Below are 15,825 nucleotides of genomic sequence, written 5' to 3' on the forward strand. Positions count from 1 at the left end.
CTACATTTTAAATAATTTCTTTTAGTTAATTATCCTTTATATCACCTTTCCTTTCTGAAATTCATTAATTCGGAGTGACTCAACTCTTTTATTAATGTTAAATGTTCAAGATTAAACCATACCGTACTTTCAAGAGACCAACTAGCAAAGGGTGAATATTTCCCTTTATACTGCAAATGAAGATTACATGCGTCTCCTGATACGCTAACTGCATCAAAAGATAAGGCGATTTTTTCAAAGTCAATTTTGTATGTACTACAAGAGACTTCTTTTCCGTCAAAACCAACGGGAGATTTAAAAACTGTTCCAATACAAAATTCGTCTAGAACTTGAAAGGCTTTTTCTAAATTATCGATTTTTAAAACTTTAGCTTGATCGTCTACTTTGAATAAGTACCCTTTGAAATTGAAATCTTCAAGTATAAACTGGCTAGAAAGCCATTCTGAACCAAACTCTTCGTTAAAACTAGAAGTCCAAAAACCACCTTCAGGCTTTTCCATATAATTTTCGACTGCAGTAAAACAGGATAGGTTAAATACAGATTCATCGTTTTTGAAATCTGGAGTAATAAACAATTGATTTTGCACACTACACTCTCCTCAAAAAAATTGTTATATAATCATTGTTAAAACACGGGGTCTTCCCATTTAGGTTTTAATGATTCTTCTAACATGTTTAATTGTTCTTTCGCAAAAAACAACCTGTTCATTAAACTTATATTTTTTTTAATTAGGCTGTAGATAAACATCTCATTACAACCGAGTTCCTTAAAAAACACAAATGATAAAAGAACTTTTACAATAGTTGTTGCACTCAATTGATCATATGGATCCTTTAATATATTTTTTTTATTATTAGGATCATAATGGGTTAAGTAATTTCTTGTATCTACAAGCTTATTAATAAATTTTTTAGCATTTTTTTTCGAGCCAAACAACAAAACTATAATGTCATCTTCAAAATCCCATATTATTTCTTTTAATCGCTTGCTAAGAGAGTATTCATTAGCATGAGTAAGTTTCCCTTTGAATTTTTCACTCGCCTCTTTTGGGAGATGTGAATCAATAAAATTATTCAAAAGTGTAATATAACTATTAAAATCTTTATCCTGAAAATGTTTTCCAATATAATCAGCTTTTCTGTGATATATTTCCAAAGTTTGAATTACGTTCAATAGCTTTGTTTCTACAAATGATTTCGTATAAAAATCTGAAAGGTATAATTCAAATACAATTTTTAAAGAGTCTTGTTTAAGATACCAATTTTTAACTAAATTTTCAAACTGCTCTTCAATATCTTTATATTTAACAATAAAGCTCTTACTTTTATTTGATTTATTCTCATTTGTAAGCTCTTTATTGAAAAACTTAATTTTTTTATCATTTTCTTTATTATAGAGAACGAAATCAATATATTTAGTAGGTTCGCCCATTAATACCATAAGTAGATTTTTAAAGGATGTAATTTTGCTTAAATACCAGTCTAAACATTGAGGTTTGTCCGGATCAAAAATAAAACTGCTAACAGTTCTTATTGTTGTCTCTAGATTAGGTTCACCGTTATGATTGGTATTTATAGTGTAGTTTTCACTTATTGCAGTATTAATACAATCAATATAATATGCTTTAGTGGGTACATTTATATATTTGAGTGTCATTACATCTTCGTTTAGTTCAGGTTTTATTCTTGTTGCTTTTTGCATAACATCTGGATTTAACCAAGAAGTTAATTTATCTGTATAGAAAGCCGCTGAATCAAAAATAATGTTATCTCGAGAAAGAAAATCTCCATCTTCAAAAACACCAGCAATAAACTCGTCTATATCATATGTCTCTGTCGGAAATCCAGAAAATGAATATGTATTGCCTGAAATAAGATTTGGGAACAATCGGAATTGTTCACCCTCATTTGAAAAACCACAGATAATCTCAGGCGCTTTTTTCCCGAATAGTTCTTCTTCCCCTAACACACCAGTTAATTCCAATCGTATTTTATTAGGTTCATATATTAATATACCTGGAATTTGCTCGGGATTGTCTGGAGTCCACCATAAACCTTTAATTTCAAATTTATTTCTTCTATTCTCTTTGAAAACTTTTGTCATCTGAAGATCCCCCTTTATAATGTTAAAACCGCTTCCATTCAACAAACCCAAACCGCTTCTGATACAAGTCTTCAAGTACAGCAACCCATTCAATCCATCCTTCAGCAACAATGCTTTTCTTTTCCCTACCGTCAATCCACTCTATCCAATACACATGAACACCCCTTACCGAGTCACAACTTGAATTTCCCTTACCTCACATTGCACATTACACTTCGTTTTAAGCTCACTTGCTACCTCGATGACTTCTAACATATTATGCATTTTAGATGCTTCATGGAGGTCGCTAGATGCCAAATAACCGTCCTCATCTAACTTAAATGATTTGAAGTATTCCTTGTTTTCAAACTGCAGTACATAAAAATAATCAATCAAAGGCATAAATCAACCTCTTTTAAATAATTTTGTAATCCTCATTACTAATGGAAGCAAACCAATTAACATGAAGAAAGCAATAACGTTAAGCTTATTTTTGAAAAACAGGCTGGCCAAATTCCTTTCCATGCCCGCTGCTGTTTCTTTATCCATGAGTTCTTTAAACTCTTCATCATAAGACCTGGTCAACAAAAATAAACTTAATGCCAGTCAACAATCCAACTCCTAGCCAGATAATTAAAAAATAAGCTAGACCAATCATTTGTTCCCTCCCTATATCGAACGGAATTTGATATTCTTGAGTAGGTTGAATAAATTATGTAGGTGATCTTGTGGAAGAGAAATACGAAACAAACGGGTATGATACTTCAATCGTTTATGATTACAAAGAGTATCCTGATGTAAAATATGGACGCTGCGACAATTGCGATTACACACTGTTCAAAAGCTCTGTGAAGAGTGGAATATTCTTACGTGAATGCCGGCGTTGCGGTATGAAAAAGAGCATTTAGATTAATGCTCTTTTTGTTTAAAACACTTCTTTTATCTTGATTTTTTATGCTCTCGGATTAAGACGCGTAATCGTGTTAAGGTTAATTCATGACCGCATAAGGAGTGATACCTTGCTAAAAGTTGCAAAAATTTCGGTTTCTTGCATTGCATTAGTCTTGTGCGTATACTCATTGTTCAATCAAAATGAATTATTGTTGATTGTTGTGCAATTATTTGTTGCCGCCCTTTTATCATTAGTCGGAGTTGAAGCGATATTAAGCAAACAAAAACTGTCCGGATATTTACTGTTTGGATCAGCAGCCTTCTTACTTGTTGTAAACGGTGTGAAATTCATAATTTAATTTAATGTGTTAATTTCGTAGGAATATGGAGTCCCAAAACCAATAAATAAGACCTGCAACAATACTCATAATGTAATAATTTAAGCTTCTGAATACAGTAAGAGCATTTGGCGGATAATCAACAGTCCAGAACAAAAACACAGCTAAAAAGGCTACTGCAATATAAATTAAAAAATTGTTCAAGCTGAATTTTCTGGGCCTTCTTCTAAGCCACACTTGCAAAGGGACAGCAAATACCAAGTAAGTGATTAAAGCATAAAATCCTATGATGCCAATAGTGACTAATGCGATTGCCATAAAACCAGAGTAAGCAAACATATACAGACCAAAGATTAGACCAAATGATAAACTAGAGATTATTAGAGTATAAACAATACTGTTTAACAATCTATTAGGTAGCAAAAGTCTATCCTCCTGTCTTCAAAAAACCTTATTAATACAAAACTTTACTTAAGCCAAATAGCCTTAGTCGCATCAACTACTCTAGATTTTTCATCAAGATATGCATATTTTCTCTCCCACTCGCTTTTTCTCCAAGCCTCTTGATTTGCAAACGATGATTTAATTGGTTTTGGGTACTCATTCTTTGACCAGCCGTCTTCAATATGGTTTAACTTAGGGTCATTATCATCATAATACTTATACCAAACAGTAATCATTTTTAACATTATTGCCCCCTGCTTCTATTTAAAATCGTAGTTTTATTGACTCACAAACTCATATCATACAATTGAGTAATAAAAAGTGTTGCCATTATTCAGTACGATTGACTCGATTGTGTATTGTTGTTCCTGATAATCATTAATGTCTAATTGCAACTCCACAGGTATTGTAATTGTATCTTCATATTTTTCTTCCATATATTCAACAAATAATGGAGAGCTCGTAGGATCAACAGTGCTTACTGTTATATGCATATCAATTACAACATTAAAAACAATTGTTAGCTTGTTTTCATTGAGTTCTAAAACTAGAGGATCATCATCTACACTATTGACATTTAAATAATTAATCTCTACATTTTCAACTAAATCATTTACATCAATATTTAACTCTGAAAAATCTATATAATCTAAAAATACATATTGCTGCTCATCATACAGCCTTTTGACAAGTTCATATCTCACCTTATCTTTATGTTCATTAATATAGTCAAGAGCATTTTCTAACGACTTTAAATAAATCATCTCCTCATTGCTTTCACAATAGGCTTTCAAGTCCTCATCACCGCTGACTACATACATTTTTTCATTATTTTTTTTCGCCCAATTAAATAGTGAGTAAAGTGCAAAAGCATCAGGAAATTCGTCTTTTTTCTTAGAGCTAAAAGGAGGTTGACCAGTAAAGTATTTTTGGAAAATTTCATTAGCATATTCACCACTTATCGGTATTTCTTTTACTTTATATTTAGTTAAAAATTCTTTAAAGTTATCTAGGATTTTTGCTTCTACATTATATATTGTTTGATCATCCCATAGTGGTTTATATAAGTCACAATTGCCTAAAATACCTGCCTTACTTTTAAATTTATTTATAAATTGTCTTGAATCTTCAACTTTTTCTTTGATTTTACTCTCAATTTCATTTTTAGTTACTGTCGTAATGAATAAGTTAACAATCCCAATTTCAATATGCTCCAAAAACTTCAATAGATGACCATTTTCAAAGTCAAACTTTTTTGATTGATAAACTTGTGTATCTAAAAATACATTAAACACTTTCTATCCCCATTTCTCTTTAAAAGAATGATTTTATGTAGACCTAGAAAAATTGTAATTCCTTCCTATGCTTGTAACTTTAGTATACCATTTTCATCCTCTGCGATCGATATGATTCGGATTTTTTTGGAATAGTAATAACTCATGTAGCTCTATGTTTAGGTATGTACAAACTTTATCTAACAGCTCTCTTGGATACCGCTCCATTTCATCTCTGTATAGCTTCCTGACAGTCGGATACTCATGATCAATATCTCTTGATAGCTGCCTGATACTGATCTTCCTTTTGTCTAATATGGGCTTTAAATTAGATTTAATCATTGTTATCACCTCAGTTTTGATTACTTAAAATGATCATTAAAATTACAATTAAGGTCAAGGCTATTTACTCCCCTTGACCCAGTGGAATATTAAAGGATAGTCATCTGGCTCTCATGGTCATATTATAGGTGATATATAAGGGTTCTTTCCTCCCTTAAGATTGGATTCTGAGTACTTAAGTTACTTAGCTGCTATTTTTGCCTTGTTTTGCAGAAAAACTGAGTCCCAGACCCAAAAGATTAAAGCAAATGAAATGCCAAATAAATAAATTTCGTATCCCATTAGAAAGTCTATGGTGGTCTTTGGATCAGTAGTTACAGCAAAGATTAACCACACTAGGAATGAAAAGAATATGTATATGAGTAAATATTTCAGGCTAAACCTTTTTGGATTGCGATTCAAGAAATATTGAACAGGTGCAGCAAAGATTAAATAGAAGATAAAGAGAATAACACTTATTAAGAAGTATGGAATGTAGCCATCATAATCAATGCACAAAACATAAACAACAGCAGCTGATAACGCAGACAAGAGATGAACAATAAAGATCCTTAAAACTTGCATGATTATAACCCCTTTCATGTTAAAAGCTTCTTAAACTTTGTCTAGACCCCTCCTTAAAATCACTTTAAAATCCATGTTTTATTGATTAATATGAAAATTCCACTTTATTTTCTTTTAACAATGACTTCAATTTCATCACCTTCAATAAGTTCAAAGCTGCCTGGCACATTATTTTCCGTTAATATATCAATTCCGGTTAATAACTCACCTGCATCTTGAATAACGCCATTTTCATCTTTTAGACACCACAATTCATTACTTAATAACACCACTGTACCCTTAAACCGAAATTGTTTCATAATTATTTCTCCTTATCAAAATAATTTAAAAAAGTATTTTGTCGATATATGTACATCTTACCTTATATATACAACCGAGCATACATCTGGGACTATCCCGTTTAACCTGCTGGTCACGTTCCATGTTCACCAGGTTAATCTGATGCCTAATTATTTAGTATAAAACTGCTGTTTTATACAGAACTTAATATCCTTTGTTCCTTTCCCTCTTCCGTCCATTGCTGATGCTAGTCACTTCATATTTTCTTTAATATAGCTATGTTTATGTAAATTTAATAGTTGACAATGGGAAAATTGTTAACGTAGCCTTACACAAGGTTATTTGGAGCGTTAAAGAAAAGAAACCCCTCTCGTTTTTAAAAGAAAACAATCTTGATGTTCACCATATAGACTGCTTTTCATACAATAATAATCTTGATAATCTAACCTGTCTTACAAGAAAACATATGTGAAATACTCACCAAACAGAGAATAAAGTCTAAAATAGAAAAAAATGCAAAAGAAATCATCTCACTTAGACAAAAATTTGAAGATGAGGGGTATAACTTGTTTGACCCGAAGACTTTTTCAATGTCGCACGGTATATTAGTGTCACGTTCAATTAACCGTATAGAACCGTATCGGAAATATTAAAAGAAAAGAAATACGCAAACTTGATTTAACCCTCGAAAACTCTCTAAATCATTTTTAGTCTGCTCAGTGAAATCCCCGCGAAAATTTACAATAATCTTCAAAATCGGAGGTTCATTAATGTCCTCTATTGATGATTTAAATGAATTTGATGCTGTATAAAATTGAACAAAAATATGGTTTCAAAGTTGTTTCTGAAAACCCGCTTGACTCATTAGCATATATGGATTGTGAAAATGAGACGCTTTATTCTTATGTGTAAGGGTATCTCATGAAGTGGGAAACTGAATAAAAGTCATATTTTAAAGAGATTAATAATCCTAAGTACATCTTTTAAACTTTTAAAAAAGAAGTCACCGTTCTAATTGAACGGTGATACTAGTGTTCTATTTCTAATTCTCCCTCAAAAGTGATTTCTGAGTATTTAGATGAAATTTCATATCGTAATACATTTGGCGCAGCATTAAAGTATAACACCGAAGGCAAATAAACATTAGTGTTATGTTTAAGATAATTTTGTTTATAGCTGATAATATCAAAACCATCTTCATTATAGTATTCGTAAACAAACAGTTCTTCTAGTGCCTCTATATACTCCTCCTTATGATCATCATAATCCGACCAATCGAATCGAGAAGCATATGAAGTTTTTTGATAACCGTCATACTCTTGTATAGATACTGTTTTTTCAGGTTTGAAAATAACATCCACATAATCAAAATCATCATATTGCCGAAGTATGTTAGCTCCTGGTATTGGTAACTCTTCTTTTTTACATAATAATCCTTCTTCAAAAAATAATTTCACATCTATATCTTCATCATATTGTGTTCCGGTATTAGAAAGACATAAATTTAGCACATATTTTTGATCCAGTTCATTGAAGTAAATCAGCCATTCATTATAAAGCTTAATCTGTGAATGTAATCTCCTTAGTAGAGCGTATTTTTCCTTCTCTTCGTCTTTACCTATTAATTCATACGATGTTCTTGAGGATGATCCTATAGCCATCGCACCAAGAGGATTTTGTTGTTTTTCAAGATGGCCAACATTATAGAAATCCATTTCGTCGATAGTTATATTCTGATGTATACAAAAGTTATTAATGGCTTCTTTTATAGAATCATTAATTGTTATTCTTTCTTTTCTGAAAAATGAAGATTGTATTGAGTTATGAACTTCTTTTTGACCAACAGGAAAATTGAGTTTCTCCATTTTTTGTATTTTGTCTATTTTACCGATAATCTCATTCTTCATATCTAACATATATTTAGAAGTTGTATAATTATTTTCTGTTGCATTTGGTTTTTCCGTTATTCCTCCATTATAAGCACCTTTAATGGACAAATCGCTCCGTGTTTTTGTAGCTTGTTCACCACCTTTTTCAAATCGTCTTAAAAAATGCAGAGTCAAATGGTTAAGGAATTTCTTTTTAAAATCTTCAGTATTTGTGAAAGTATCATAAATATTAGATTTCCCATATCTCTCTTTGAACTGTTTGATTTTTTGATACTGCTCAAAGTCAATCTCTGAAGGATTAATTGGCTTTTCACAAAAATAAAGAAATACTTGCTTATCACTTTTAATTAGTTCCACAATTTCCTCTTCAGTTCCTGAACCATAATGATCTGTAGGTGTTCCGAACCTTGTCCAGAAAACTGCTACAGCTGCATCACACTCTAACACAAACTGTTGATTTAATAATTCTTGTGGCCTTCCGCCTGATTGCGGATAAGAATCCTTACTCCAATGTTTAGTATTAATAATGGCATTATTTGCATGTCCAAACATCCTATTAAAATCATCTACTGTTTCATTAATGATTTTCAATTCCTCTTTTACATCTGAAGGACAAGATATTAGTAAGTCATATAGGGTCACACTCTTTGGCATCTGTTTCTCCCTTTCAATGAAAATAAGCTCTAAACCTATTTTATCCTATTAATCAAATAATGACTATTTATCTACATTAATTTCATTCAATAGTATAAACATCTGCTGCTGCATCCGCCATTTGCTTTTCTGTAGGTATTGTATAACGCTGTACAACCGCCACAGTGTTCCCCAAGAACCTAGCGATTGTAGATAAGTCCCAACCTCTCTTAGCCAATTCAGTAGCAAGCGTATGGCGTAACATGTGAGGTGTTATCTCGTATTCTTTCAAAAGCATTTGAACTGTCCTGGTTGTTAATTTCTTATTTGATCTACTTACAAAGGCGTATTCGGAATCATCATTTCTTGATTCAAGATAACGGTGAATATATCGAAACCTCTCCTTACTTATTGGAATGTCTCTAACTTTCTTCCCTTTTGATTTATTAATGTGAATTAGATAAGGATTCCCTTTCAAAGTCATATCTGCTTTCTTTAGATCAACAAGCTCTGAAACCCTCATACCAGTAAGACGCAACATATCAATGATGGCCAAGTCTCTATAATTGATTAGCTTTGGTTTGTTCTTCCTGTCACCTATCCGTTTTCTTATGGATTCAATGTAGTTAACATCAACTGATTTAGGAGCCAATTCTGAGATGTGCTGCGTCTTAGTGATACGAATATCCTTAAACGCTTCATACTGTTCAGTATAAATACAAAATGAACGTATACTAGCATATATTCTGTTTATACTTGCCGCTCTGTATCGCTTCCCTCTATTTGTTTTGATTGTTCCGTTTTCTAGTGAATCAATAAATAATTGAACAATTGTAGACGATAAGCGGTCAATTCTAATTTCGTCATCACTCAAGTATTTATTGAACAGCTGCAAATCACGTTTATAGCTTTGTTTTGTGTTTTCAGCTTTTCTAAGTTGAAATATGTAATCCTCTATTAAATTGCTATTGTATTCTTGCATCGGTTCACTCCTCATATAACTTATGCGAAATTGAGTCTCTTATAAATAATCCTTTTTATAATTAAATCTTAGCACTGTGTTTCGCATAAGTAAATAAATTATTTCGCATAATTACAGTTATGCGAAGTTATGTCTAGCCTTCCATTCTATTCTTTAAAGGAGCATCAAACCCTTATGACAAATAAAAAGATACGTGGTATTTACAAAATTGTTAACAAAATAAACATTAAAGTTTACATTGGAAGCTCGGTTAATATTGAATCAAGACACCAAGGACATAAAAGAGATTTAAGGAATGGGAAACATCATAATTACTTATTGCAGAAAGATTGGGATAAGTATGGTGAAAAATCATTTGAATTTGTCACAATATCAACTCATGATACAAAATGCAGACTCAGTATATTAGAGTACCAGACAATTGAAGAATATAAGAAACATCACACAGTTTATAACATAAGCAATCCACTAGAAGAAACAAGCAGAAGAAAGGACAAACGAAGAGTAAGCAAAGGAAAAAATACAAAAGGTGTTGTTTACAAATATACTCAATCTTATGTCCTTCGATGTCTTACGGAAGAACTGTTTGATAAGGCTAGAGTTCTACATAGAAATATCGGTGAGCGTGTTTACTTTTTAAAGTCAGACGTAGATAAATGGATGCTTAACTCTATTGAGAATACAGAGATAAGATCCGATGATCGACTGCCTGGCTTACTGAATCGATGGTATAATCAAGTGGGTTTTTCTGTTCTTGAATCATCAGCTTATAAAACAAGATTGACTAAACTTGGTGTTGATGTTCCTCTGTTTAAAGACATTCTTGTCCTAAAAGATCTTGTTAACACACTTATTAAAATGAGAAAGATCCATTATTTATTCCCACAAAACGAATTGGCCTAAGCTCTGTACAATTAGACACCTTACAACATTCTTTATTAGACTATAAGCATGTTAAAGATAAAGATAAGCTCTCCATTTGCTGACTTCTTTTCAAATGAAATGACTACCGCAAAAGAACAGATTAGTAAGCGGTTGTACTATAATAAACACCTAATGGATACTTATTTTAAAGGAAAGATTAAAGAGCATAATGTCATTACGGATTGCGACATTGATAAGGTGTTACATAAGATGTACTTAAGATTTGGATTCAGAGAGTATAAGCGAAACAATTATGAGCATGTCTTTGATCTTTTGGGTATCAGTGCCCCTGATTGTAAAGCCATAATTGCAAATGAGCAGGTATTAGAACAACTTCATATCTTCCCTTCTGCAGCTTATTTAAGTTCCTCACCGTCCATCTAAATGATTTATCTATGACGAGTCTCTTCTATTATATATGCCCATCTAAAATAACCCTTTCATATATTCAGCCTTTGCTCTAGGTTATTAGATATTATGATTGAATAAGATCGTTATTGATATTCGTTAAGTTGTATAAAAATAAGTCTTCGATTCATTTTTTGCTGTTACGATAACGATTAACGATTAATAATATTCAGCCTTATACACCCTCTTAATTATTCATTTTTTTAATTTCGCCCTTGATTTTCATTCGAATTTGTGAATCAGCCGAAAAAATCTCAAAATCCAATATTTGTTACTGAAAAGCAGGTATAAGACTTATTATGTGGGGGTATATTAACATCCAAATACTCAAAAGCAAGAACAAATGTACCCACAGCACTTCCATTTCCACACCCTATCCAAATTTTCATTTTCCTAATTCCACATCAAAATTACCCTTTTTCACATCGTAATCGCTATCGTAAAAGCCTATAGTATCAACGTTTTTCCTTCTTGAAATTTTCCCTTTTTTATCAATATCTCCTTAAAACAACCACTTTCCCCTACTCCCGCTTATGTTTTACGATCGTTTACCTCCTATTCACTAATTAAAGTATCAAAATCTTTATGTTTACTGTCTTTTTTAGTTCTTTATAAATTTTTACGATACGCATGTTACAGATATACTATATGACTTGACTGTATTTGGTGACGACTTAACAGAGAAATTTAATGCCCTTCTAACTTTTTTAACTGCAATGGGAATTGTGGTTGACCCAACAACTCAAGGTATTTCTGATAGTGAACAAGCAATGAATTATGATTCACCGAGATAACCCCCTGCCCTTCTCTTAATTGAGGAGGGTATTTTTTTCGCCTTTTAAGAAAACATTAATCTTCCTTATTCATTTAAATATGATAAAATATTACATATTAGTCTATTGGATACATAGAGGGAGGGATTTCAATGGAGCAATTAATTCCGTCATCCACAGTTGGAGTTAAAATCAATGAGTGGTATAAATACATACGGATGTTCGCCGTTCCAGATGCAGAGATATTAAAAGCAGAGGTTGAAGAAGAAATAAAACATATGAAGGAAGATCAAGACTTATTGCTGTATTATTCTCTAATGTGTTTTCGTCATCAGCTAATGCTGGATTACCTTGAACCTAAGTCATTGAATGAAGAACGCCCTAAAATTTCAGACTTATTAGAAAAGATCGAAAGCAGTCAAACAAAGCTTAAAGGTGTCCTGGAATATTACTGCAATTTCTTTAGAGGAATGTACGAATTTGATAAGAAGGATTATATAAAAGCAATAAGGTCATATAAAATTGCTGAGAAAAAGCTCGCTTTAGTAACAGACGAAATTGAACGAGCTGAGTTTTATTTCAAAATGGCTGAAGTGTATTATCACATGAAACAAACCCATGTATCAATGCACTATGCAGAAGCAGCCCTTAACATTTATAAAGGCCAAAAAACTTATACTGTTCGTAGAATTCAATGTGCATTTGTTGTAGCAGGGAACTTCGATGATTTGGAAAGTCATGAAAAAGCTATTCCACACCTTCAGAAAGCTTTGAAAGATTCGAAAGCTATAAACAAGCACAAACTAATAGGGGCATCATTATATAATTTGGGAAACTGTTATTATAAGATGAAAGAGTATGGCAAAGCTGCTGAATATATTGAACAAGCAGTCTCATTGTACGAAAACGATAAAAGTGATCTTCTCCCTCATACATTATTTACACTGACACAAATTTACTTCAAAATGAAGGATATTGAAAAAGCCTTTATTCTTTATAAAAAAGGAATCGAGAAAGCACAAGCCATAAACGATGATGTCTTAGTTGCTGAGTTTAATTACTTAAAGGCTTTATATATCGACTCTATAGATAAACGCACAGTTTTTCGAACTTTTTCTGTACTAAAAGATAATGTTATGTATCCAGATTTAGAGGAATTAGCACTCGACACGGCTAATTATTGTAAGGAGATAGGGCAATTTGAAAACTCAACCACCTTTTTTGACGTTATGGTGGATGCCCGAATCCAAATACAAAGAGGAGAGTGTTTATATGAAATTTAAACTTGCATTAGCCACCTTGTTAGTTGTCGTTGGATTATCAATTTTTAGTGGCTTTTCATCCTCGAATGACAAAGAGTTCCATGAAGCTAAAAGGAATATAACTTCTATTCAACCAACCAAGTTTTTTGTTTAATGTTAAACCCATTAGAAATATTATTGAACAATGAGGGCTACCAATTGCCAACTCTTGATTAATTGTTAACTCATTAAATTAAAAAGACCGCACTTATTGTATTTTATAGTGCGGTCTTTTGTCTTTAAAATAAAATTTAATGGTTAACTTTCACTAAAGGCTTATATCATATGAATCAGAGGGCATTTGAAAATTGAGTACATTATTCTTCAGTAGGCTTATATGAATGATATAACATCATTGACAGATGTTATATGGATTTTCAAAATCACTTTACACATGTAGCATAAATCTCTGTGATTCAACTATTTAAGCATTCCCTAATCATCTTCATTAAGAATATCATCATAAATACTAGGTATGTCATAAGCAATACGGTTAGCAGATTTATAGATCTCTTCAACTATGTTTGGTTTGGAAGAAGAGGAAAAAGACAATTGGAAGTGAAATTGATCCTTGTCTCTTAATTCTTTCTGATAATCTTCGTCAGTAATAAATGCAATGCTGTTTGAATGAGAATACTTGTAAACAATAAAAGAAACAAAAGTTCTCTTATCCCATGAATATTTCTCTTCTTCATAATAAAAACGAGTTTGATATGTTCCTGTTAAAACATAAAAATTTTTTTTTAATTCAACTGACAAAACATGCCCTCTGTTTTCTGCTTCAGTAGGAAAGTCAATACCTCTCCAAATTTCATCATCTTCTAAAGTAGTCCATTCATATTTATCGCGGTTTTTATAAATCTTCTCTAATACTTTTATGTCCTCTTTTTTGAAACTATTCATTTCAATCAACCCCTTCTTTCATACGTTCCAAATACATTAAAAGATCATATATTAATCTATCAATAACCTCTTTATTTTTATTTCCTTCTAAATGAATCAATTCTTCAGACGTAAGCTTATTTTTGTTTATAAGACTTACTAAGTTTCTAATCTCTGTTCGGTATGGTTTTAAGTACAGCTCTCCCTCAGTTTTATCTAGTAGTTTATATATATGAAGAACGTTCAAACAAGATTTTTTAAAAGTGTTTGTAACATTACCTTTAGAGATACATTCACCAATATCCTTTAAAGACTGCATGAGCTCCGTTTTTGCTTTTCCGTTTAAGTATACTATGTCAGTTTTATTTTTAACAAAGTCTACATGGGAGTACTTATTATATAATATAAAAACCAACAATAACGAAATTGAAGTAAATAAAAAACCACATATCACTAAAAAGTCTGAAAAAAATGCATTACGTAATATTTCATGAAATAACAACACGAACAATAAAGATAAAATAATTGGCAAAGGAAAACACAATAGAAATAAAATCGGAAGTCTATTACTCAAGGATTTGATTTTGCTACCAAGCATATTTAATACCTACCTTCTCAAAATCAAGACCTGTTTAGCACATTATAACAAATGCTAAGCAGGCTTTATCGTATCTAAAAACAAATTGACTTTTTGCAAAACGAAACACTTTCTCTTAATTATAATAAATATTTTCCAACATTTCATTAATCCAGAAAAATATATTCAAGAGTGAAGAGATTATCAAACTACTTTGTTTTGTAAAAAGTCAGCTCCTTTATTATGATTTATGTCCCCCAGTAAGCCCAGCTCTGTGAATTGCTGTCCCTGCGGGTGTATAAGAAACTGCTCTTAGAATCGCATTCGATCCGTATTTGCTTCTAATTCCATCCATCACAAACCCGAGTTTCCTTCTCTTTTCATTATTTACCTCAAATAAACTCAGCTGCTGATTCACGTCCTCCTCTATATTAGAAAGAGTGACTGAAATACTTCTCACTGTTTTACCCAAGTAATACTTATTAAAGAGCATCAAGCAGCATCTATAAATATCCATCGTGATATTTGTGGGAAGATCAATTGTTTTAGATCGGTGAAATCCACCGCCAACCTCATCTTTACTGTAACCAATTCCCAAGCTGATTGTTCGACCAACTTTATTATGTGTACGTGCCCTTCTTGCGACTTCTTCGCAAATCTCCAGAAGAACAGCCTTAATCTCTTCTCTCCTTGTGTAATCCCTTAGTAAAATCTGACTCTTACCAAAACTAATCTGCCCCTGTATTAACGGAGCTCCTATTTCAGATAAATCAATTCCATGTGCATGATAATACAACTGGTTTCCCATTATTCCGAACTTCTTTTCAAGCAGCTCTAAAGGAAATTTAGCTAACTGACCTACAGTTGATATTCCCATACGATTCAGATTTCTTTCCATCCTCCCTCCTATCCCCCACATTTTAGACAACGGGTGAACCTTCCAGAGTTTCTTTGGCACATCCTCATATGTGCAATGCCACTCTTTGTTTTCTTACTTTCCAGGTCAAGCGCAAGCTCACTCAGCAACATATTATCTCCAATGCCTACTGTGCACATCAAACCAAATTCTCTCCACATACTAGAAAGCTGTTAGATGCAATGAATGGCGTGAATCTGTTAACGAATTATATGCATTTAGGGAAGTTTGAAGAATCAGAGGAATACTTTCTTACTGCAATCAAGACTGCCAAGGAACTTAAAGATGAGTTTTATGTAACATTCACAAAAAACATGTTAATAAA

Annotated in this window: 20 protein-coding genes and 2 pseudogenes; 6 read left to right on the forward strand and 16 right to left on the reverse strand. The window is 32.1% G+C overall.

All coding sequences use genetic code 11. The features are described 5' to 3' along the window. Nucleotides 1-41 precede the first annotated feature (41 nt). The 5 genes and pseudogenes from NYE56_RS09770 to NYE56_RS09790 form a co-directional block, all read right to left on the reverse strand. Complete coding sequence (locus NYE56_RS09770; protein WP_268464883.1) at nucleotides 42-587, reverse strand: hypothetical protein; 546 nt, start codon at nucleotides 585-587, stop codon at nucleotides 42-44. Nucleotides 588-625: 38 nt separating this feature from the next. Then, nucleotides 626-2,104: an ApeA N-terminal domain 1-containing protein gene (locus NYE56_RS09775; RefSeq protein ID WP_341283796.1), complete on the reverse strand. Its 1,479-nt coding sequence runs from the start codon at nucleotides 2,102-2,104 to the stop codon at nucleotides 626-628. 22 nt (nucleotides 2,105-2,126) lie between these two features. After that, a complete protein-coding gene (locus NYE56_RS09780) occupies nucleotides 2,127-2,258 on the reverse strand; it encodes a hypothetical protein (protein ID WP_341283797.1) in 132 nt (43 codons plus the stop codon). Between the two features lie 11 nt (nucleotides 2,259-2,269). Then, the gene (locus tag NYE56_RS09785) at nucleotides 2,270-2,485 is read right to left on the reverse strand and encodes a hypothetical protein (RefSeq protein ID WP_341283798.1); all 216 of its coding nucleotides are present in this window, start codon (nucleotides 2,483-2,485) and stop codon (nucleotides 2,270-2,272) included. Nucleotides 2,486-2,488: 3 nt separating this feature from the next. Next, nucleotides 2,489-2,741 (reverse strand): annotated as a pseudogene (locus tag NYE56_RS09790) (hypothetical protein). A 70-nt stretch (nucleotides 2,742-2,811) separates the two neighbouring features. Between NYE56_RS09790 and NYE56_RS09795 the strand changes: the two are divergent. Beyond that, nucleotides 2,812-2,991: a hypothetical protein gene (locus NYE56_RS09795; protein WP_003231000.1), complete on the forward strand. Its 180-nt coding sequence runs from the start codon at nucleotides 2,812-2,814 to the stop codon at nucleotides 2,989-2,991. A gap of 111 nt (nucleotides 2,992-3,102) precedes the next feature. Further along, nucleotides 3,103-3,333, forward strand: coding sequence for a membrane protein (locus tag NYE56_RS09800; protein ID WP_043857649.1), 231 nt, complete (start codon nucleotides 3,103-3,105; stop codon nucleotides 3,331-3,333). 9 nt (nucleotides 3,334-3,342) lie between these two features. Here the strand turns inward: NYE56_RS09800 and NYE56_RS09805 are convergent, their stop codons facing one another. The 8 genes from NYE56_RS09805 to NYE56_RS09840 all read right to left on the reverse strand — a co-directional run bounded on the left by NYE56_RS09805 (nucleotide 3,343) and on the right by NYE56_RS09840 (nucleotide 9,719). Then, nucleotides 3,343-3,735, reverse strand: coding sequence for a UPF0715 family protein (locus tag NYE56_RS09805; RefSeq protein ID WP_341283799.1), 393 nt, complete (start codon nucleotides 3,733-3,735; stop codon nucleotides 3,343-3,345). Nucleotides 3,736-3,779: 44 nt separating this feature from the next. Further along, on the reverse strand, nucleotides 3,780-4,001 hold the full coding sequence (locus tag NYE56_RS09810; protein WP_116315615.1) for a hypothetical protein: 222 nt from the start codon (nucleotides 3,999-4,001) through the stop codon (nucleotides 3,780-3,782). Nucleotides 4,002-4,055: 54 nt separating this feature from the next. Further along, nucleotides 4,056-5,051 carry a PIN domain-containing protein gene (locus NYE56_RS09815; RefSeq protein WP_341283800.1) on the reverse strand — a complete coding sequence of 332 codons (996 nt, stop codon included), beginning with the start codon at nucleotides 5,049-5,051 and terminating at the stop codon, nucleotides 4,056-4,058. Nucleotides 5,052-5,144: 93 nt separating this feature from the next. Then, the gene (locus NYE56_RS09820; RefSeq protein WP_268278789.1) at nucleotides 5,145-5,372 is read right to left on the reverse strand and encodes a helix-turn-helix domain-containing protein; all 228 of its coding nucleotides are present in this window, start codon (nucleotides 5,370-5,372) and stop codon (nucleotides 5,145-5,147) included. Between the two features lie 180 nt (nucleotides 5,373-5,552). Continuing rightward, nucleotides 5,553-5,936 carry a UPF0715 family protein gene (locus NYE56_RS09825; RefSeq protein WP_268278788.1) on the reverse strand — a complete coding sequence of 128 codons (384 nt, stop codon included), beginning with the start codon at nucleotides 5,934-5,936 and terminating at the stop codon, nucleotides 5,553-5,555. A gap of 104 nt (nucleotides 5,937-6,040) precedes the next feature. Next, entirely contained in the window at nucleotides 6,041-6,235 is a 195-nt protein-coding gene (locus NYE56_RS09830; RefSeq protein WP_133489115.1) for a hypothetical protein, read from the reverse strand. 1,008 nt (nucleotides 6,236-7,243) lie between these two features. Continuing rightward, nucleotides 7,244-8,758 (reverse strand): hypothetical protein, encoded by a 1,515-nt coding sequence (locus NYE56_RS09835; protein WP_003241759.1) that lies wholly within the window; start codon nucleotides 8,756-8,758, stop codon nucleotides 7,244-7,246. Nucleotides 8,759-8,840: 82 nt separating this feature from the next. After that, nucleotides 8,841-9,719: a tyrosine-type recombinase/integrase gene (locus NYE56_RS09840; RefSeq protein ID WP_003241757.1), complete on the reverse strand. Its 879-nt coding sequence runs from the start codon at nucleotides 9,717-9,719 to the stop codon at nucleotides 8,841-8,843. 174 nt (nucleotides 9,720-9,893) lie between these two features. Here NYE56_RS09840 and NYE56_RS09845 point away from each other — a divergent pair, with 174 nt between their 5' ends. From NYE56_RS09845 to NYE56_RS09860, 4 genes are all read left to right on the forward strand, one after another. Next, nucleotides 9,894-10,622 (forward strand): GIY-YIG nuclease family protein, encoded by a 729-nt coding sequence (locus NYE56_RS09845; protein WP_341283801.1) that lies wholly within the window; start codon nucleotides 9,894-9,896, stop codon nucleotides 10,620-10,622. 1,082 nt (nucleotides 10,623-11,704) lie between these two features. Continuing rightward, a complete protein-coding gene (locus tag NYE56_RS09850; RefSeq protein ID WP_003241752.1) occupies nucleotides 11,705-11,845 on the forward strand; it encodes a phage holin in 141 nt (46 codons plus the stop codon). A gap of 131 nt (nucleotides 11,846-11,976) precedes the next feature. Further along, nucleotides 11,977-13,107: a response regulator aspartate phosphatase gene (locus NYE56_RS09855; protein WP_133954565.1), complete on the forward strand. Its 1,131-nt coding sequence runs from the start codon at nucleotides 11,977-11,979 to the stop codon at nucleotides 13,105-13,107. Beyond that, nucleotides 13,097-13,240: a hypothetical protein gene (locus tag NYE56_RS09860; RefSeq protein ID WP_166668708.1), complete on the forward strand. Its 144-nt coding sequence runs from the start codon at nucleotides 13,097-13,099 to the stop codon at nucleotides 13,238-13,240. The genes NYE56_RS09855 and NYE56_RS09860 overlap by 11 nt, the downstream gene beginning before the upstream one ends. Nucleotides 13,241-13,560: 320 nt before the next feature. Here NYE56_RS09860 and NYE56_RS09865 read toward each other — a convergent pair whose 3' ends face one another. The 3 genes and pseudogenes from NYE56_RS09865 to NYE56_RS09875 form a co-directional block, all read right to left on the reverse strand. After that, entirely contained in the window at nucleotides 13,561-14,028 is a 468-nt protein-coding gene (locus tag NYE56_RS09865) for a hypothetical protein (protein ID WP_003241747.1), read from the reverse strand. 1 nt (nucleotide 14,029) lies between these two features. Beyond that, nucleotides 14,030-14,605 (reverse strand): hypothetical protein, encoded by a 576-nt coding sequence (locus tag NYE56_RS09870; protein ID WP_003241745.1) that lies wholly within the window; start codon nucleotides 14,603-14,605, stop codon nucleotides 14,030-14,032. 220 nt (nucleotides 14,606-14,825) lie between these two features. After that, a pseudogene (locus NYE56_RS09875) lies at nucleotides 14,826-15,667 on the reverse strand (DinB/UmuC family translesion DNA polymerase); the annotation flags it as partial. Nucleotides 15,668-15,825 lie beyond the last annotated feature (158 nt).

This window comes from Bacillus sp. FSL R5-0603, from assembly GCF_038050295.1.
Classification (GTDB): Bacteria; Bacillota; Bacilli; order Bacillales; family Bacillaceae; genus Bacillus; species Bacillus subtilis.